General features: G+C 50.5%; 12 protein-coding genes. 11 read left to right on the forward strand and 1 reads right to left on the reverse strand.

Annotation, left to right across the window (positions count from 1 at the left end; translation table 11 throughout):
- The first annotated feature begins 527 nt into the window (after window positions 1–527).
- Together DXA36_RS13325 and DXA36_RS13330 are read left to right on the forward strand one after the other, a co-directional pair.
- Window positions 528–875, forward strand: coding sequence for a metal-sensing transcriptional repressor (locus DXA36_RS13325; RefSeq protein WP_118679977.1), 348 nt, complete (start codon window positions 528–530; stop codon window positions 873–875).
- 36 nt (window positions 876–911) lie between these two features.
- Window positions 912–3,548, forward strand: coding sequence for a heavy metal translocating P-type ATPase (locus DXA36_RS13330; RefSeq protein ID WP_118679979.1), 2,637 nt, complete (start codon window positions 912–914; stop codon window positions 3,546–3,548).
- Window positions 3,549–3,788: 240 nt separating this feature from the next.
- Here DXA36_RS13330 and DXA36_RS13335 read toward each other — a convergent pair whose 3' ends face one another.
- Window positions 3,789–4,580 carry a helix-turn-helix transcriptional regulator gene (locus DXA36_RS13335; protein WP_118679981.1) on the reverse strand — a complete coding sequence of 264 codons (792 nt, stop codon included), beginning with the start codon at window positions 4,578–4,580 and terminating at the stop codon, window positions 3,789–3,791.
- Window positions 4,581–4,777: 197 nt separating this feature from the next.
- Between DXA36_RS13335 and DXA36_RS13340 the strand changes: the two genes are divergently transcribed.
- The 9 genes from DXA36_RS13340 to DXA36_RS13380 all read left to right on the forward strand — a co-directional run bounded on the left by DXA36_RS13340 (window position 4,778) and on the right by DXA36_RS13380 (window position 18,566).
- On the forward strand, window positions 4,778–5,920 hold the full coding sequence (locus tag DXA36_RS13340; RefSeq protein WP_118679983.1) for a glycoside hydrolase family 88 protein: 1,143 nt from the start codon (window positions 4,778–4,780) through the stop codon (window positions 5,918–5,920).
- Between the two features lie 71 nt (window positions 5,921–5,991).
- Window positions 5,992–7,131 carry a DUF2264 domain-containing protein gene (locus tag DXA36_RS13345; protein ID WP_118680199.1) on the forward strand — a complete coding sequence of 380 codons (1,140 nt, stop codon included), beginning with the start codon at window positions 5,992–5,994 and terminating at the stop codon, window positions 7,129–7,131.
- A gap of 130 nt (window positions 7,132–7,261) precedes the next feature.
- The gene (locus DXA36_RS13350) at window positions 7,262–8,308 is read left to right on the forward strand and encodes an AraC family transcriptional regulator (RefSeq protein WP_147366594.1); all 1,047 of its coding nucleotides are present in this window, start codon (window positions 7,262–7,264) and stop codon (window positions 8,306–8,308) included.
- Window positions 8,309–8,666: 358 nt separating this feature from the next.
- The gene (locus DXA36_RS13355; RefSeq protein WP_182479066.1) at window positions 8,667–9,620 is read left to right on the forward strand and encodes an ABC transporter permease; all 954 of its coding nucleotides are present in this window, start codon (window positions 8,667–8,669) and stop codon (window positions 9,618–9,620) included.
- Window position 9,621: 1 nt separating this feature from the next.
- Window positions 9,622–10,512 carry a carbohydrate ABC transporter permease gene (locus DXA36_RS13360; protein ID WP_118679989.1) on the forward strand — a complete coding sequence of 297 codons (891 nt, stop codon included), beginning with the start codon at window positions 9,622–9,624 and terminating at the stop codon, window positions 10,510–10,512.
- Window positions 10,513–10,552: 40 nt separating this feature from the next.
- Window positions 10,553–12,307, forward strand: a complete 1,755-nt coding sequence (locus DXA36_RS13365) for an extracellular solute-binding protein (RefSeq protein WP_118679991.1) — start codon at window positions 10,553–10,555, stop codon at window positions 12,305–12,307.
- Between the two features lie 13 nt (window positions 12,308–12,320).
- Window positions 12,321–14,966 carry a glycosylhydrolase-like jelly roll fold domain-containing protein gene (locus DXA36_RS13370; protein ID WP_118679993.1) on the forward strand — a complete coding sequence of 882 codons (2,646 nt, stop codon included), beginning with the start codon at window positions 12,321–12,323 and terminating at the stop codon, window positions 14,964–14,966.
- Window positions 14,967–15,177: 211 nt separating this feature from the next.
- Complete coding sequence (locus tag DXA36_RS13375; protein ID WP_118679995.1) at window positions 15,178–16,740, forward strand: response regulator transcription factor; 1,563 nt, start codon at window positions 15,178–15,180, stop codon at window positions 16,738–16,740.
- Entirely contained in the window at window positions 16,737–18,566 is a 1,830-nt protein-coding gene (locus tag DXA36_RS13380) for a cache domain-containing sensor histidine kinase (protein WP_118679997.1), read from the forward strand. The genes DXA36_RS13375 and DXA36_RS13380 overlap by 4 nt, the downstream gene beginning before the upstream one ends.
- The last annotated feature ends 38 nt before the right edge of the window (window positions 18,567–18,604 follow it).

Genomic DNA, 18,604 nt, shown 5'->3' on the forward strand with positions numbered 1-18,604 from the left:
GACACCGCTCTGCCAGCGGGCAGAAGGCCATTTTGTTCCTGCGAAGTTTGAGTAACTAATCAATACATTAACAGCCGCATTATTTGATATGTTTTATAATCAATATACGTTTGTATCAGGAGGCAGCGGAAGAAAAATACAAAAAAAGCACACCCTGTATCAAGAAAATACAGGTTATGCCTGAATACATAACAATAAAGACGGCTATCGGACTCGGGCACCGTGGAATTCGGTGTGCTCATGTATTGTATGTCTCCTTGGTTCCAAGATACTGTAAAGTAATTGTCATCTATTTTAATCGATGATCGGAAAAAATGCAATGCAATCGATAAAAAATAGTAGCATATAAGAAAAGCTTAGCAGGCTTTTAACATCCTGATTTCTATTTTACTTGACAAATACCCCTATAGGGTATATTTTAAATACATAGAATATACCCCATGAGGGTATACTAACCCGAGAAAGAAGTGTTTTGGTGATTTTTAACGATACAAAGCACCCGCTTCATGGAATGGAGGGAACATACCATGTCTGATAAACAAACAGACCGTCAGCAGACAGAAAACCTGTGTACAGCCTGTGCGGACTGCTGTGCACATCATAAGCACACACCCCGGAGCGAGGCTTCCAACAGACAGCTGCAAAACCGCCTGAACCGTATGGCAGGTCAGCTGAACGGCATAAAGAAGATGCTTGATGACAACCGCTACTGCGGCGATATCCTCACGCAGATCGCTGCGGTGGAGAGCGCGCTGCAAAGCTTTGGGTACCTTATCCTGCAGGAGCATATGGAGACCTGTGTGGTGGAAGAGATCAAAAGCGGAAATCTGCAGATTGTGGAGGAAGCTGTTGATCTGATTAAAAAACTAAAGTGAAAAGCTATATAATCTTAATAAAAAGAGGTGAAGCATGTGAAAAACGAAAAATTCAATATAACAGGCATGACCTGCGCCGCCTGTCAGGCGAATATCACCCGGAATGTGGGGAAGCTTGCAGGTGTGGAAGAGGTGAATGTAAGCCTGCTGGCGAACCAGATGACGGTCGCCTACGACGAAGAAAAAACGGATCCGGAAACAATCATCCATGCCGTGACGGAAATCGGCTACGGGGCTTCCGGTACCGGGCCGGAGGCCCAAAAGGACGGCAGCTTCGGCAAAGAATGGCAGAGCCGGAGAGAAAGGACAGAGGAGAACCGGATGGAAATGAAAAAACGTCTGGTGGCTTCGGTATGCCTTCTGGTACCATTAATGTATGTGGCTATGGGGCCTATGATGTCCCTGCCTGTGCCCGGCTTCCTTGTGGGGATGGAAAACTCGCTGATTTCCGCGCTGACCCAGCTTCTGCTCACGGTTCCGGTCATGATCATCAACCGCCATTTTTACCAGTCCGGGTTTAAGGCCCTGGTAAAGAAGGCGCCCAACATGGACTCCCTGGTGGCAATAGGATCCGCCGCCGCATTTGTTTACGGGGTATTTTCCATGTACCGTATCGCTTATGGCTTCGGCCACGGGGATATGGATCTGGTCCACCAGTATGGGCATGAGCTGTATTTTGAGTCCTGTGCCATGATTCTGACCCTGATAACGGTAGGGAAGTATCTGGAAGCGCGTTCCAAAGCCAAGACCTCCGATGCGCTCCGGAAACTGGTGGATCTGGCTCCGAAAACGGCTGTCATCCTCCGTGATGGCATCGAACAGGTGATACCCGCGGAAAGTGTGGTGGCAGGCGATATCGTGGTAATCAAGCCGGGCGGAAGCATTCCGGTGGACGGCGTGGTGACGGAAGGGCATGGTTATGTGGATCAGGCGGCCATTACCGGAGAAAGCGTGCCGGTGGAGAAAAAGCCCGGAGACGAGGTTATATCTGCGACCATCAATAAAAACGGCAGCTTCCGTTTCCGGGCGTCCAGGGTGGGGGATGACACCACACTGGCCCAGATCATACGCCTGGTGGATGAGGCCGGCAATACCAAAGCCCCCATTGCCCGTCTGGCGGACCGCGTGAGCGGAATCTTTGTCCCCGCCGTCATCATCATAGCGATACTGACGGCAGTTGTCTGGCTTTTGGCAGGCCAGTCCTTCGAATTTGCATTGTCCAATGCCATTGCGGTGCTGGTAATATCCTGTCCCTGTGCGCTGGGACTGGCGACACCGGTAGCAATCATGGTAGGTACGGGAAAAGCGGCGGAATACGGCATTCTCATCAAATCCGCCCAGAGCCTGGAAACCCTGCATTCCATTGATACGATTGTTCTGGATAAGACTGGGACGATCACCATGGGGCATCCTTCGGTAACAGATGTGATCCTGTGGAATAAACAGACATCCCGGGATGCATTCCTGGCGGAGGCTGCGGCCGTGGAGGCAGGAAGTGAGCATCCGCTGGCGATGGCTGTGGCGGAAGAAGCCGGACGGGAAGGCCTTACCCTCCCGGAGGCGGAAGCGTTCGACGCCCTGGCAGGCCGCGGGGTGAGCGCCCTGGTAAAAGGAAAACGGTATCTGGCAGGCAACATGGCCTTTCTGCTGGAAAACGGGCTGCTGAAGCAGCCGGAGCTGCAAAGCCGGGTACAGAAACAGGTGGACAGTCTGGCATCGGAAGGAAAAACGCCGCTGCTGTTTGCCAAAGACGGGGAGCTGGAGGGTATTATCGCTGTGGCGGATACGGTGAGGGAAACCAGCAGGGCCGCACTCAGGCAGTTTAAGGATGCCGGCCTGAAGGTGGTAATGCTCACCGGAGATAACCGTATCACCGCAGAGGCTATCCGCAAAAAACTGGATATTGAAGAAGCGGTTTCCGAGGTCATGCCTACCCAGAAGGAAGCCTGTATCCGGGAGCTTCAGGAAAAAGGCCACAAGGTAGCCATGGTGGGAGACGGCATCAATGATGCCCCGGCACTCACCCGTGCGGATGTGGGCATCGCTATCGGAGCAGGTACCGATATTGCCATTGAATCCGCGGATGTGGTGCTGATGAAGGATTCCCTGGCGGATGTGGCAACCGCCATTGATTTAAGCAAATCGGTTATCCGCAACATCAGAATGAACCTGTTCTGGGCATTTTTCTATAATGTCTGCGGCATCCCTGTGGCGGCGGGCCTGCTTTACCCGTTGTTTATGATTCGTTTAAGCCCCATGATAGGTGCGGCGGCTATGAGTCTCAGCTCCGTCTGTGTAGTTGCCAATGCCCTCAGGCTGCGTTTTTTCAAAGGAAAAACGGTTCCCGCCGTGACCGCGGCGGATGAGGGAAAGAACAGACACCCGGAAGAAAGAAAAGAAGAAGGAAAAGAAGAAAGGAACGGCGCCGGGCAGCCGTCCGGAAAAGGAGAAATGAAAATGGAAAAAGTAATTGAGGTGGAAGGAATGATGTGCGCACATTGCCAGATGCATGTGCAGAAGGCCCTGGCGGCTGTGGAAGGCGTGGGGGAAGCGGTTGTGGATCTGGAGGCGAAAAAAGCGACGGTAACCCTTTTGAAAGAGGTTTCCGATGAAAACCTGATGAAAGCCGTTGCGGATGCCGGGTATACGGCCGTAAGCTGTCAGACACGGTAAAGAAGGGGTGCGCAGGGAAGCGCACCGGAAAAAAAGCAGGATATGTCAGTTTAACAGGGAATAGTTCATTGCAGGCGGAAAGAAAATAAGCTATAAAGAAAAGAGGTTCACAGAAAGAGCCTTTTTCCTGCCGGCAATCCGGACACACAGCCTCCGTGGCAGCAGGAATGCTGTCCGGAGGCTGCTTTTGATCATAAGGACGGCCGCAGGGTGCCGGTGGTTTCCGTGGCGGAAGGGGTTTTACTTGGGCGGATATTTTTGGCGGTACTGGCTTGGCGTCATATCCGTAAATTTTTTGAACTGCCGCATGAAGTGGAGTTCATTTTCATACCCGCATAATACGGAAATGGACTGCACGGAAATATCGGTGGTGCGCAGATAAAAGCGGGCCGTATTCAGCCTGGCCTGTATGACCTCCTGAATGCAGGAGATACCGAATAATTCCCGGTACAGATGCTGCAGATAGGAAGGGCTTATATGAACGTATTCCGCCATAGTATCCACCGTCCATCTTTTGTGGGGGCTGTTCAGGACAGCCATGCGCAGATCGTTCATGACAGGATAGTATTTATGGGCCATGGCCTTGTCTTCGGGACTCTGCAGCTGGGCGGCCAGAGAATAGAGCAGGGCGTGCATGAGAGAATCCAGGATCTGCCTGCTGTAGGGATGGGCCGTATGCTTTTCCATGACGATCATCCGTGCATATTCCGACAGCTGTGCCATGTAAGGAAGGGAATGGGGCGTATTAAAAGGAATTTCCAGTCCCAGCAGAAAAGGAAGGTCTGTTTCATCCGGCAGGAAATGGATCCAGTCATCATTATAAAGAGGTCCGGCGCTGCCGTAATGGACCGGTTCGTTTTTATCGTAGAGAATAACCGTACCCGGCATAGTCAGGATACGTTCTCCTTTTATCACAAAGAATGCCCTGGTTTTAACAAGCAGCAGCGTATAGTCGGGAGTGCCGCAGGGCCGCCTCATTTCCAGATGCATCCGGTGTTTGGAATCAAAGCCGCAGTGGCCTACAGTAATCATGACAGCCTGTCCTTTCCGATGGTTTCAGGAGGTTCCCGGATCGGCGGACGGCCCGGGAAATCCCATTTCTTACGGCCCGCGCAGGGAATGCGCAGACCTGTCTGAACGGTTACGAATCGTTACCTTTTATTGTACAGACAATTTTTTATTTGTATAGGGCTTTACTAAATTATTCAAACATAAAAAAGGAGTTTTCCATGGAAAAGAGAGAAGAACTGCAGAAAGAAAAAAAGAAATGGCTGGAGGAGGTCTACGGTAAAATCTGCGTTAAAATGCGTGCGGAATGCAGCCGGGTAGGGGATCGTATCCCTTATATCCCTGTAAACGGCCGCTATGAAGAGGATTATGCCCAAAAGGATGTGTTCTGGTGGACCAATGGCTTCTGGGCCGGTATGATGTGGCAGATGTACCATGCTACGGGAGAAGAGAAATACCGTCTGGCCGCGGAAGGGGTGGAGGCAAAAATGGACGCAGCCTTTGCAAACATCGGGCGGCTGTATCATGACGTGGGATTTATGTGGCTTCATACCGCCGTTGCGGATTACCGCCTGACCGGAAATCCCAAATCCCGTGAACGCGGAGAGAATGCGGCCAATGTGCTGGCGGCAAGGTTCAACCCGCTGGGGAATTTTATCCGTGCCTGGAACGGGGACAATAACATCGGCTGGATGATTATTGACTGCATGATGAATCTGCCTCTTCTGTACTGGATGAGCGAGGAGAGTAAGGATCCCCGTTTTAAAGCTATCGCACAGCTGCACGCGGATACCGCGATGGAGCTTCTGGTAAGGCCCGACGGATCCTGCAACCACATCGGTATTCTGGATCCGATGACCGGTGAGCTGCTGGAAGCGCCCGGCGGACAGGGATATGGGGAAAACAGTTCCTGGAGCAGGGGACAGTCCTGGGCGCTGTATGGTTTTGCATTGAGCTACCGCCATACCGGTGAGATCAAGTATCTGGATGCCGCAAAGAGAGTTGCCCATTATTTTATTGCCAATGCAGCGATGACGGATTATCTCCCGCTCTGTGATTTCCGTGCACCGCAGGATCCGGTTTATTATGATTCCACAGCAGGAGCCTGTGCGGCCTGCGGCCTTCTGGAAATCGCAGGTTTTGTGCCGGAGCATGAAAAGAAGCTCTATGAGGACAGCGCCTACCGTATCCTGCGGGCCATGGAAGGGGAATTTGCCAACTGGGACGAAAACCAGGATGCCATCCTGGAAATGGGAAAGGCGGCTTATCACGGCAATGACGGGCAGGAGGCCATTATTTACGGGGACTATTTTTTCATAGAAGCCATCCTGCGCATGCTGGATAAAGGCTGTTTCCTCTGGTAAAATAAAAGGGGCCGCTGTACGATGCCTTGTTCTTATTTGACAGAAGGCTGCGGCAGGGAGGAAAGGAAGAAATGGAAAATATAAAAAGAAAAGAATGGCTGGATGCCATGCTGCGTATTGTTTCACCAGTGCTTCATGCGTTGGAAAAAGAGGAATTACATACAAGTATGCCCCTGGATTTCCATGGGGAAAGAGCGGATTTTGCGCCGCTGGAGGCATTCGGCAGAAGTATGCTGGGACTTGCTCCCTGGCTGGAAGCAAAAATCCCGGACGGGGAAGAGAAAAAGCGGCAGGAGGCCTGGAGGGAGACGGCGCTGCGCTGTATCGATAAGGCCACGGATCCGGCTTCCGCGGATTTTATGATTTTTTCATCCGGGGGGCAGCCTCTTGTGGATACCGCTTTCCTTTGCCATGCCCTGGTGCGTGCGCCCGGACAGCTTGCGGGAAGGCTCCCGGAACGGGTGCGGCGTAATCTGGCACAGGCGCTGCGCTCCTCCCGACAGATCACGGCGGGAAGCTCTAACTGGCTGTTTTTTACGGCTATGGTAGAGGCCGGCCTGTATGTGCTGGGAGAAGAGGATTATGACAAAATGCGCATAGCCTATGCGCTGCGTACCTTTGACGGGTGGTATAAGGGCGACGGCGTATATGGGGACGGGGAAATGTTTCACTGGGATTACTACAACAGCTTTGTCATCCAGCCCATGTATGTGGATCTCCTGGAGCTGTTCGGGGATTCGGCGGAAGAATACAGGCCTTTAAAGGAAAAGGTGGCTGTCCGGGCGGCCCGCTATGCCTCTGTGTTGGAACGTATGATTGCGCCGGACGGAAGCTTCCCCGTGATCGGCCGTTCCATATGCTATCGGTTCGGGGCTTTCCAGATGCTTTCCCAGGCGGCTTTGCAGCACAGGCTGGAGGACGGGCTGTCTCCTGCCGGCGTACGGTGCGCTTTGACCGCCGTATTACGCCGCTGCCTGGAAAACAGGGATATGTTTGATGAAAACGGCTGGCTGCGGCCGGGGGTATACGGATACCAGCCGGAGCTGGCGGAAGGATATATCAATGTGGGGAGCCTTTATTTGTGCAGCGCCGTCTTTCTGCCGCTCGGCCTTCCCGCAGAGGATCCGTTCTGGAGCGGGGAGGATGAGGACTGGAGCAGCCGCAGGGTATGGAGCGGCGGGCATATAGCCATTGACCACGCGGTGGATTGAAAGCCTGTAAACCATCTTTTGCTTGACTTGGCATTTCCCGGGGGATAAGCTTTTATATAAGCGAGAGGTAGCTGATGCCTCCCGGCATAAAAGCGCTGGGAGGTACTGGGCGGAGGAAGAGGTGGTGGAAATGACATATGATGAAATGGACAGCAGGATCAGAAGCCTTGAGCCATATGAGCAAAAGCTGAAGGACAAGATATGCTGTCCGGATTATTCGGGCTTTGAAAAGGTGGACTATTCCGATAAGGGGATAAAAAGTCAGGTTTATGTTATGAATTATTTGAATTCGCCCACTTTTGACACACCCGGATTGTTAAAAACCGTTTATCTGGAAAAAAAGAAACGCCATCTGTTTATGAATAAAAATGCCCGGTTTGCCACAGTGGAGCCGCATGTCCATGATTGGGTGGAGCTGGGATATATGTATTCGGGAAGTTGTACACAGACGGTGGGCGGGAAGGAAATTCTGCTAAAACAGGGGCAGATTATCATTTTGGATTCCGGGATACCTCATGCCATCGGATATACGGACGAGGGGGATATCCTGATCAACATGCTGATGGAAAAAGAATTTTTCACCTATTCCTTCTTTTCCCGTCTGGCAAAGATGGGGGTGATTACGGAATTCCTGATGAATGCCATATCGGAGCAAACCTCACATGACAGCTTCATTGTGTTTAACTCGGAAGATAACCGCAGGATCCAGTTGTTTATGAAGGAGCTGATTTGTGAATTTCTCAGCCCCACCGGCATGGAACATGAGATTGTCAATAACCTGATTGCTCTGCTGTTCTCTGAACTCGTAAACGTATATGAAAAGGGGAAAGAAGAAAAACATGCCGGACACGGAAAGACATATGTGGTACCTATTATGCGGTATATTGAAGAAAACTTCACGCATTGTTCGCTGAAGGGGACTGCTGAGAAATTCGGGCTGAATGCCAATTACATGACTACCCTTCTTAAGAATACCACAGGCTATACGTTTAAGGAGCTGGTTACCGGGCACAGGCTCCAGTTTGCGGCAGGAATGCTTCTGAATACGGAACTGGCCTGTGATAAAATAATAGCGGCATCCGGCTGCGGCAATAGCACGTATTTTTATAAAAAATTCAGGGAAAGATATGGCTGCCTTCCCAAAGATTATCGGAAAAAGGGAAAAACAGAGAATTGACGGGCAGTCTGTTCCGCAAAGAATATAACTGTATGAACCGTTCGGGAAACCGGATGTTCATACAGTTTTTTTATGTAAACAGAGGAAGAATAATCGTAAGAAAAGCTGAAGTTTTGACAGGAAATTGCTGGGATTTTGCCATAGCTACAAAAATGTATATATGTTAATATCTAATAACAGGAAACAGCGATAAAAGGTAATTAATATAAGAATTGCAGAAAAATACAGGGCAAAATAAAATATGAAAATATAAATATGTATAAAATGCGTAAAAATAAAGTAAAAAATACATAAAAACAGTCAAAAGCAAATTTCGGGTAAAAGACAGATAAAATGAACAGGAAATGAGGGGATGATTATGTGGGTCGGAAAGGTGCCGTCAAAGGCGGATCGGAAACAGGAAGCACGTTTGCAGAGAAGAAAGAAACGAAAGAAATACAGGGCGCTGTATCTGGTGCTTGCCATAATTGCCGCCTATTACATCCTTTTCCAGTACATACCCATAATATGGGGCTTCCTGATATCATTCAAGGATTTTAAGGTAGGCGGAACCATTATGGGGGCAGAGTGGGTTGGGCTGAAGAATTATATCGATATTTTCCGGGATCCGGATATGGTAAGGCTGATACGTAATACGTTGGTTATCAGCTGCTCCAGGCTGTTATTTACGTTTTTCCCTCCTATATTTCTGACAATTGCCATCTTTGATCTTAAGAGCGCCAGGTTTAAAAAACTGAGCCAGACAATCATATATATCCCGCACTTTTTCTCATGGGTAGTTATTTATGGTATTGTTTATGCTTTTTTTTCCGGGAACGGATTTATCAATAATCTGCTTTTCGCTCTGACAGGAACCCGGACGGAGTTTATGACCTCCACGAAGGCATTTGTCCCGCTTTTGGTCGGCTCCCAGATATGGAAGGAAACCGGCTGGGCCACCATATTATATTTTGCGGCGCTGACAGGTGTTAATCCGGAACTGTATGAAGCTGCAAAGATTGACGGGGCCGGGCCAATTGCAAGAATTAAGGCGGTTACGCTGCCTGCCATGCTGCCTGTGGTCACCTTCTCCCTGATTATGGCAATGGGAAATATTTTGAACAATGATTTTGAACAAATCCTTCTGTTCTATAATTCGGCGGTTTACGATGTGGGGGATATTATTGATACATGGGTATATCGGGTGGGGCTTGGTAAAATGCAGTATGGCCCTGGTGCGGCAGTGAGTATGCTGAAAGCGGTGGTGAGCCTGTTCCTGATTCTGACGGCAAACTACACTTCGAAAAAAACGACGGGAAGAGGGATGTTCTGATATGAAACGCAGTCAAAACAAGATAAAGCTTTCAAAAGAAGAAAAAATATACCAGGCGGTTATTTCCCTGTTCATTCTTCTGTTTTTATTAATCTGCATCGTGCCGTTCCTGTATGTAATAGGGATGTCCCTGACATCTGAAGGAGAAATGATACAGCGGAACTATTTTGTTATCATACCAAGGGAACCGATAGCAGCAGCTTATAAATATGTATTGAATAAAAAGTTTTTTATGAGTATGGGAGTGACGGTGGTACGGACGGTTTTCGGAGTCTTTGCTGCCCTGGCTTTGGCAGTCCCTGCCGGTTATATTATGGCAAAACAGGATCTTCCCTATCGTTCGGCCTTTATGGTTTTTTTCCTTATCACCATGATTCTGAACGGCGGGCTGATTCCGAATTACATGCTGATGACAAGGCTGAAGCTGTTGGATTCCTTCTGGGTATATATCGCGCCGGCTTTTGCCAATACCTATGGGATCCTGGTAATTAAGCTGTTTGTGGAAGGAATCCCCACCGATGTGACCGATTCCGCCGAGTTGGACGGTGCATCGGAAACCCAGAAGCTGGTGTATATCGTCATGCCGCTGCTGAAGCCCACCCTATGTGCGCTGGGGCTGTTTGCAGCGGTTACCCACTGGAATTCCTGGTTTGACGCCCTGGTCTATATCAGAAACGAAGCTTTGTATCCGATCCAGATGGTAATCAGAAATCTGCTGGTTGCAAGTTCCAGCGGCGATATGATGAGCAATGTTAATACCTATGCGAAAATGACGTCGGAATCCATTAAGATGGCGAGTGTGGTCATAGCGGTGCTGCCTATCCTGTGTGTATATCCGTTTCTTCAGAAGTATTTTGTACATGGTATGTATACCGGAGCGGTAAAGGGGTAGGTGCACTTGAGAGTTTATTAAAAGAAAAGGAGAAGGGAAAATGAAAAAGAATCGGAAAAGACAGACGGCTGTTTTTATGTCTCTGGCGCTGGCGGTGTCAGCGCTGGCAGGCTGCGGAGGGAAAGCGGAGGAAGCGCAGACGGAAAGTGTACAGCAGAGTGCTGCCGTGCAGGATGGCACGGAGGCAGCTTCGGCAGACAGTGCGCAGGTAACCGCGTTTGCGGATATCGAATTTCCGGATTCCATGCCTGCCAACCCCACGCTTGCGGAGGCAGACTGGTATGGTTACGACGATATGAGCAAGAAATATGAGATTGAAATTTTCACATATCATTACGGAAAGACTCCTCCGGCGCAGGATCCCATAGAGGCGTGGCTGGAAGAAAAATATAATGTGGACATAACTCTGACTACCTGTGCACAGAGTGATATGGAAACGGTTCTTTCCACCCGGTTTTCGTCCGGGGATGTGCCGGATCTGGTGACACTTCCGGTGCTTCCCACAGCGGTGAGCGGTAAGAATTTCGGATTCACCCTTGCAGAACAGGGACTGCTGCTGGATGCGAAGGAGATTTATCCTTATCTGCCCCAAACCTGTAAATTTGTAACCAAAACGATTCTGGACTACAGTACGATGCCTGACGGCACCATTCCGTTTTTTACCAAATATTCCATCCAGGACAGCGATATATGGGCGTATGCGATCCGTCAGGACTGGCTTGATACTTTTGGTATGGATATGCCGGAAACAAAGGAAGAGCTGATTGCATATGCCAAGGCATGTACCTTTGAGGATCCGGATGGAAACGGGATCCAGGATACCTGGTTTATGACCGGCGCGGGGGGCGGAACGACCTTCGGCATGCTTTCCAACTTTATTAACTTTTTCGGGAATCCTACCGCCCACGCGGAGAACGGTACGCTGGTTTCTCCTATGTTTGACGGGACTACCAAAGCGTATCTGGAATTTTTAAATGAATTGTATGAGCTGGGGGTATTTGCGCCCGACTGGTATACAATTGATTGGGAAACAGCTAAATCCTACACGATGAATGATAAAATAGGAATGGTCCATTATCCCTCAAACTCCCTGTATGAGGAATACGTGAATGCCCATAACAGGGACTACAGCATTATCCATTCCTGGGCTTTCCTGGATAAAGCGCCTATTGAGAACGCCAAATATGCGGCAAGCGGCAATCCCGGCCTGTTGTTTGCCATCCCGAAAGCCAGCGTACAGGAGGATCCCGGAAAGCTGAAGAGAATCTGTCATATAATGGATGCCATGTGCTACGGCGGTGAGGCTTATTTCCAGACGGTCCAGGGGGGCGGACTGGATGTGTATCCGGATTATAAAGATGATTACAGGCAGTACAATGAGGACGGAACCAATATATGCTATGTGGCGCCCACCCATCCCGGGTTTACGGAATACGGCACCGATAACCTGGATCTGGCAGCCTGGCAGAATTTCGGGTATACGCTGAAATGGCAGCAGTATTATTCCACAAACGAAGAAGAAAAGGATTATTTCGAGCTGATAAATGAAGGCGTTAAAAAAATGGCCGGGTATGAACGGTGGAATAATGATGCCCTTTTGATTAATATTTCCGGGGATATCGCACCAAATCTGACGGAGTATGAAAATGCCCAGCAGTATAAATTTGTGACAGGGCAGAGAAGCTTTGACGAATGGGAAGCATTCCAAAAGGAGTGGCTGGATAAGGGCGGGAGAGAAAAGATGGCCGCAACGGCTGAAAGCCTTGGGTGTACACTCCCGGATGAAATGAAGTAGACGGAGGGTTACGATGAATACAAGCTATATCAGGCCCCTTTTCTGGCAGCACGGGGAACCGGAAACGGTACTGAAAGAAGAAATGCATCGGATGCGGGAAAGCGGCATCGACAGCTTTATCGTGGAGTCCAGGCCGCATCCGGATTTCCTGAGCTATGGCTGGTGGCGTGATTTGGATATTATTATCGCGGAAGCGAAAAAGCTGGGGATGAAGGTGTGGATTTTTGACGACAGCGCTTTTCCCAGCGGATATGCGGCGGGAAGGCTGAAAAGCCTGTATCCGGAAGCGCAAAAAAGGTATGTCAGGGAAGTCCATATTGATGCCGTCGGCCCTCTTTCAGGTAGTTCCTTCCGCATGAAGGATTGGCTGGACGAAGAGGAAAGGCTGATCCGTGCAACTGCCGCAAAACGTAAGGGCGGCTATGAGGATCTGGAGGAGGAAAGCCTTCAGGATCTCTCCTCTTATGTGGAAGATGGGATTTTGTATTGGGATGTTCCGGAAGGGGCATGGCGGGTATTCTTTTTTATAGAGACCGGAAAAGGCGGTGAAGAGTGGACCAAGGATTATGTGAATCCTATTGACGGCGCTTCGGTGGACCGGTTCATTGATATTATATATGAAGAACATTTCCGGCGCTACCGGGAAGAATTCGGAACGGTTATCCAGGGTTTCTTTTCCGATGAGCCAAGGTTTGGCAATGCCCCTGTTTATCATGCCCACCCCGGCGACTGGACAGAGCATGGCGGTACGGCTTCTACGGTATTTCCCTGGTGCGGCAGGCTGCCGGAGCTTATGAAAGCAGAATGCGGAGAGGATATCGGGATGCTGCTCCCCTTTCTGTGGTGCGGGGAATCCGATCATGCAGGGGACGTGCGTTTCCTGTATCAGGATGTGGTTTCCCGCCTGTTCGGTACGGAATTTATCGGCAGGATCGGAGAATGGTGCCGCAGCCATGGAGTAAAGCTGATAGGCCATGTGGTGGAGGATAACGGCGCTCATGCCAGGCTGGGGTATGGCTGCGGACATTTTTTCCGTGCCATGGAAGGGATGGATGCATCGGGACTTGATGTGGTTTACCAGATTTGGCCGGAATATACGCAAGGGAGGCATACCACACCCTTCGGATATCTGGATTCCCGTTTTTATTATTGGGGACTTCCCAAACTGGCCTCTTCCCTGGCGCATCTGGATCCGAAAAAGAACGGGATAACCGTCTGTGAGATTTTTGGAGCGTATGGCTGGCAGGAAGGGCTTAAATTAATGAAATGGCTGACAGACCATGTGTGTGTGCGCGGAATCAATCTGCTGATCCCTCATGCCTTTTCCCCAAAGGAAAAGGATCAGGACTGCCCGCCGCATTTTTATGCGAGGGGGGAAAATCCCCAGTGGAAGTATTTTCATCTGTGGGCAGGTTATGCAAACAGGCTTTGCTCCCTGCTGTCGGAAGGGCGTCATGAGGCGGCAGCGGCGGTGCTTTATCATGCCGAAGCGGAATGGGGCGGTACGTATGAGCCTTTTGAAATAGCTGTCAAGGCACTGGCGGAATGCCAGGTAGACTGTGATGTTGTTCCGGCTGATTATTTGTCACCGGAAATCTCCGCGGTACAAGACGGCAGGCTTTCCATAAACGGGGAAACCTATGGCGCGTTGATTGTACCCTATGCCCGGGCGCTTCCGGAAGGGACGGTGAAGGCCCTGCTCCATCTTGCGGAAGGCGGACTTGCCATATATATGATGCGTGAGTATCCGGAACGGACTTATTTCAGCCGGGACAGTGCGTTGACGGATCGGCTGCGCCGTCTTGAAAGGATACATGTCTGCGAGTATGAAGCTTTGCCGGGCTATTTTACAAAAGAGGAAAGTGTGGTGCGCACAAAGGAGAAAATCCCCCATTTGCGTGTGATGTGCAGAAAGACCTCAGTCGGGAAAATGTATTTTTTCGTAAATGAGAGTAAATATAAAACTATAAGGACTACCGTTTCAATAAGTAACACAGAAACGTTGCTTTGGTATGATGCGATGGAGAACAGGCTGTTTTTAAGCTGCCTGCCTGAAGACGGGGAAAAGATGGAAAAAGCGGAAGCAGTCCGGATGGAACGGGAGCTTGTTCTGGAACCTTATCAGTCTCTTTTTGCTTTCTGTGCGCAGACCGCGGAAGCCGCCGCCCTGCTGCCGGCCGGATTATGTGATGCGCAGGGTATTTATGACGGGCCGGCAGTTCCCGCAGCCGGAACTGCCGGAGAAGATCTTAAGGGGGAATATAGGATATCCCTGTCGGATAGCCATACAGGCGCAAGGGTACCTCTTCCTGTGACATCGCTCTGTAATCTTGCGGTACCGGGACTGCTTCCGGAATATGCAGGCAGTATTTGTTATGAAACAGGATTTTCGGCAGAACAGTCCTGGAACGGATATTATCTGGACCTGGGAAGTGTATATGAAACGGCGGAGGTATGGGTAAACGGGGAAAATGCCGGCGTGCGCATCTGTCCTCCGTACCGGTTTGATGTGAGCGGGCTGGTGCGGCGAGGAGAAAACAAGCTGGAAATCATGGTGACGAACACGCTTGCCAAGGAACGGGGGAATAATGTTTTTGACAGGGCAATGCCGCAGGAACCCACAGGATTGCTGGGGCCGGTGCGGCTGCTGAAGCTTTGAAAGCCATACAGGTGTATTCATCCAGTCAGGCCATACATGGAAATTTGTGTTTTGCTGTTCACTCAGTACCGTGCATTTGCTGCACCGTACGTTAGAATGTGATTCAGGAGTGCATAAATCCATGTATGGCCTGTTTTATGGTATCATGAAAAATAAGTACATGATATAATTGGATACACAGTGTGTGTGAAGAAACCGGAGGGAGAGGGCTATGATAAAGCTGCTTATTGTAGAGGATGAACTGATTACCCGGCGCGGGCTGATGCGGCATATCCCATGGAATAAAATCGGGGTGGATATGGTGGAAACGGCGGAAAGCGCAGACGAAGCCTTTGGGATATGCGCCAGATGGCAGCCGGATATCGTGCTTTCGGACATCCGGATGAGGGGGATGGACGGAATTGAGATGTGCAGGCAGCTGCGCGGGATTTTACCGGACTGCCAGATCCTGTTTGTCAGCAGCTATTCCTATAAAGAATATCTCAAGGCGGCTATTGAACTGGGAGCCATTCAATATGTGGAGAAGCCGGTGGTGCCGGAGGAGCTTATCGGTGCCGTGGAGAAAGGAATAGAGCGGATCAGGCAGATCCGGGCACAACGGGATTTGCAGGAAAACTATACGGAAAGCCTGGATTTCCTGAAAAAAGAAGTTTTGTTTTCCCTGCTTTCCACCCCGGGGGATGTGGATAAGCTGGAATGCCAGCTGCGCAGGAGCGGGCTGTGGACCGGAACCGGTACCTGGATGCGGATCGGAATCATAAAGCTTGCGGGTACGGTGAGTGATGGCAGGGAATTCCGGAATACCTACCGGGAGGCGCTGCTGACGCTTACGGATCCGGCTTTGTTTTACTGCAGTGCGGACTTTCATGACAACCGGACCCTGATCCTTCTGCTGACCGGGGCGAAGGAAACACTGGCGCAAGGCAGCAGCCTGTTACGGGGAGTGTGTGCCCTGGCGGAGGAATCCAAAGGAGCGTTCCGGCATTTCCTGGCGCTGGGAAGGATGGTGGAGGAGCCGGGGCAGCTGTATGCTTCCTATGAATCCGCCTGCCAGTCTGCCGGCAGCCTGTCCTACAAAGGCTTTTCTTCCTGCGCATTTTCAGAGGAAACGGTTGCTAACAGGCATTTTGAACTGGACAGGGACCGGGAGGAAGCGTTTGTGAATGCGCTCTCCCGGCGGGATAAGGAGGAAGCGGGCCGCATTCTGTGTGCGATTTATGAGGACCTTACCGCGCAGAAGGCCGCGCTGAACAGTTCTGTTAAAAACATGTATTTCCTCCTGTACAACCATATCCTGAAGCTGGAAAAGGAGCTGCTGTGCACCGGGAGGGAGAGGAAGGAAAACGGCCGTTTCTGGGATAATGCCCTCACTTTGCAGGAGCTGCATACCTTTCTGGCCGCCCGCGCTACGGAAGCCATTGATGAAAGGGAGAAAGAGGGCAGCGGAGGAAATGCGGTTATTTTCCAGGTGATCGAGGTGATGAAGCAGAAATACCCCGATAAAAACCTGTGTATTAAGGATCTGGCGGATGCGGTATACCTTACGCCTTCCTACCTTTCCGGCCTGTTCAAGCGGAGGACGGGAACCACCATCAACCAGTATCTTACAAACCTGCGTGTCGAACAGTCCAAGATCCTGCTTCGGGATAACCGTCTGAAGCTGTACCATATAGCGGATCGGGTAGGGTATGAGGATGCGGCCTATTTTGCCAGGATTTTCAAAACCCAGACCGGGATGACACCTTCAGAATACAGGGAGAAGAAAAGTCTGTGAAAACACTATGGAATCAACTGAAAGTACAGTTCCGCCGTCTGCCCATGCGGATTAAGCTCACCGTATCCTTCTCCGGACCTATGATACTCATCTTTATTCTTTTGCTTTCCGCCAGCTATTCCATCATTGAAACGCGTTATGAAGAGCAGATTATCTATTCCGCGGATCAGTCCTTCGAACAGGCGGTGAATTTTCTCCAGAACCATCTGCAGAATATGAATTATATCCTGGAGCTGGTGGGATCGGACCGGAATCTGCAGGATATGCTGAGTGAGGGCGGCTACCGGATTAGGCAGGAGGCGGGGGATCAATGGAGGGATTACTGGCGAATCAACGATATCATGACCTCCCTGGAGCTTTCCAACAAAATGTACCAGTGCGGCATTTATGTGCCGGACAGTCTGATATATGCCGAGAACAGATACCATTTTTTCCCGGAATCCGATTTGGAGAAAAAAGGGTATTACGGGGAACTGCGTGTCCGGCTGAACCAGGGGCTTATTTATGTTACCGGCCTGGAACGAAGCGGCCCGGAGTTGGTGGGCGTGAAAAAGCAGCGGGTTGCCATGCTGAAAAAGGTATATGGCGGGGAAGTGGGGAACGGGAAAACCTGCATTGCCAGAGTCAGCGTCGCGGTGGATGAACTGGAACGGATTGTGGTCAATTCCGATGTGACGCAGAAGGGGCTGAGTTACCTCATCAATGAGCGCGGGGAAATCCTTGCGGCATCCAGCCGCGAGAATATGGATACCCTTTCCGGGAACGGAGACCTGCCCGGGTACGGGCGCAATGCCTCCTGGCAGGAACTGCGGATAGGGGATTCTTCCTATCTGTACCGGCAGCAGAATCTGGAACAGGCCGAGTGGACGCTGGTGTCGCTCATACCCAGACAGGATTTCTACCGGCAGACCTATCTGATGGGAATGACACTCATTCTTTTTTCCGTCCTGATCGTGCTTTCTATTTTCCTGATATCCTGGATGCTGGGCAAGTATTATACCAAACGTCTGGTAGCTCTGAATACCCGGATGAAGCAGGTACAGAACGGACAGCTTTCCCTGGAAACGCAGGAGGAAGAGGAGAGCGACGAGATCGGGGAGCTTTTCCGCAGCTTCGGTTATATGACAAAGGAGCTGCGCAAGCTGATGCTGGAGCAGTACCGGCTTGGTAAAAATGTGAAAACGGCAGAGCTGCGTGCCCTGCAGGCGCAGATAAATCCCCATTTTCTATACAACACCCTGGATCTGATCAACTGGGAGGCCATGGATTACAATGCGCTGGAAATTATGGAGATCGCCCGTAACCTGGCTCGGTTTTACCGGATCAGCCTGAATAAGGGCAGACAGATCGTGCGGGTGGAGGAAGAACTGAACCATGTCAGGGCCTACGTGCGGATTGAAAATTATCATTTCGATGATGCCATCCATCTGGAAATCGAAGCGGAGGAAGGCGTGGAGGAGTTGGCCTGTATTAATATTATTTTGCAGCCTTTTGTGGAAAATGCCATTATGTACAGCATTGCAAAGGCCCCTGACCGGGAGGAATGCAACATCCATATCCGTGCGGTGCGCGAAGGAGAGGACCTGGTATTTCGTATTACGGACAACGGATTCGGAATGACCCCGGAGCAGATAGAACGGATATTTGAAGAAAACAGTTATGATGTGAGCCATGGCTATGGGGCCAAAAATGTAAATTTCCGTATTAAGCTTTGCTATGGGGAGGAATACGGTGTGTTTTATGAAAGTGAGGTGGGAAAGGGGACCACGGTGACGGTAAGGGTACCTGCCCTGACGCCGGAGGAAGCCGAAAAAAAGCTGCAATAAGGAGGAGGGCTTCCCGGGGTTCCCGGAAAAGGGGGGGG

It is taken from the genome of Eisenbergiella sp. OF01-20, assembly GCF_003478085.1.
Lineage (GTDB): Bacteria > Bacillota > Clostridia > Lachnospirales > Lachnospiraceae > Eisenbergiella.

Excerpts from the sequence above, each read along its gene's own strand:
- DXA36_RS13325 (WP_118679977.1), top strand. The coding sequence starts at position 528 with ATGTCTGATAAACAAACAGACCGTCAGCAGACAGAAAACCTGTGTACA.
- DXA36_RS13335 (WP_118679981.1), bottom strand. The coding sequence starts at position 4,580 with ATGATTACTGTAGGCCACTGCGGCTTTGATTCCAAACACCGGATGCAT.
- DXA36_RS13340 (WP_118679983.1), top strand. The coding sequence starts at position 4,778 with ATGGAAAAGAGAGAAGAACTGCAGAAAGAAAAAAAGAAATGGCTGGAG.
- DXA36_RS13345 (WP_118680199.1), top strand. The coding sequence starts at position 5,992 with ATGGAAAATATAAAAAGAAAAGAATGGCTGGATGCCATGCTGCGTATT.
- DXA36_RS13350 (WP_147366594.1), top strand. The coding sequence starts at position 7,262 with ATGACATATGATGAAATGGACAGCAGGATCAGAAGCCTTGAGCCATAT.
- DXA36_RS13355 (WP_182479066.1), top strand. The coding sequence starts at position 8,667 with ATGTGGGTCGGAAAGGTGCCGTCAAAGGCGGATCGGAAACAGGAAGCA.
- DXA36_RS13360 (WP_118679989.1), top strand. The coding sequence starts at position 9,622 with ATGAAACGCAGTCAAAACAAGATAAAGCTTTCAAAAGAAGAAAAAATA.
- DXA36_RS13365 (WP_118679991.1), top strand. The coding sequence starts at position 10,553 with ATGAAAAAGAATCGGAAAAGACAGACGGCTGTTTTTATGTCTCTGGCG.
- DXA36_RS13370 (WP_118679993.1), top strand. The coding sequence starts at position 12,321 with ATGAATACAAGCTATATCAGGCCCCTTTTCTGGCAGCACGGGGAACCG.
- DXA36_RS13375 (WP_118679995.1), top strand. The coding sequence starts at position 15,178 with ATGATAAAGCTGCTTATTGTAGAGGATGAACTGATTACCCGGCGCGGG.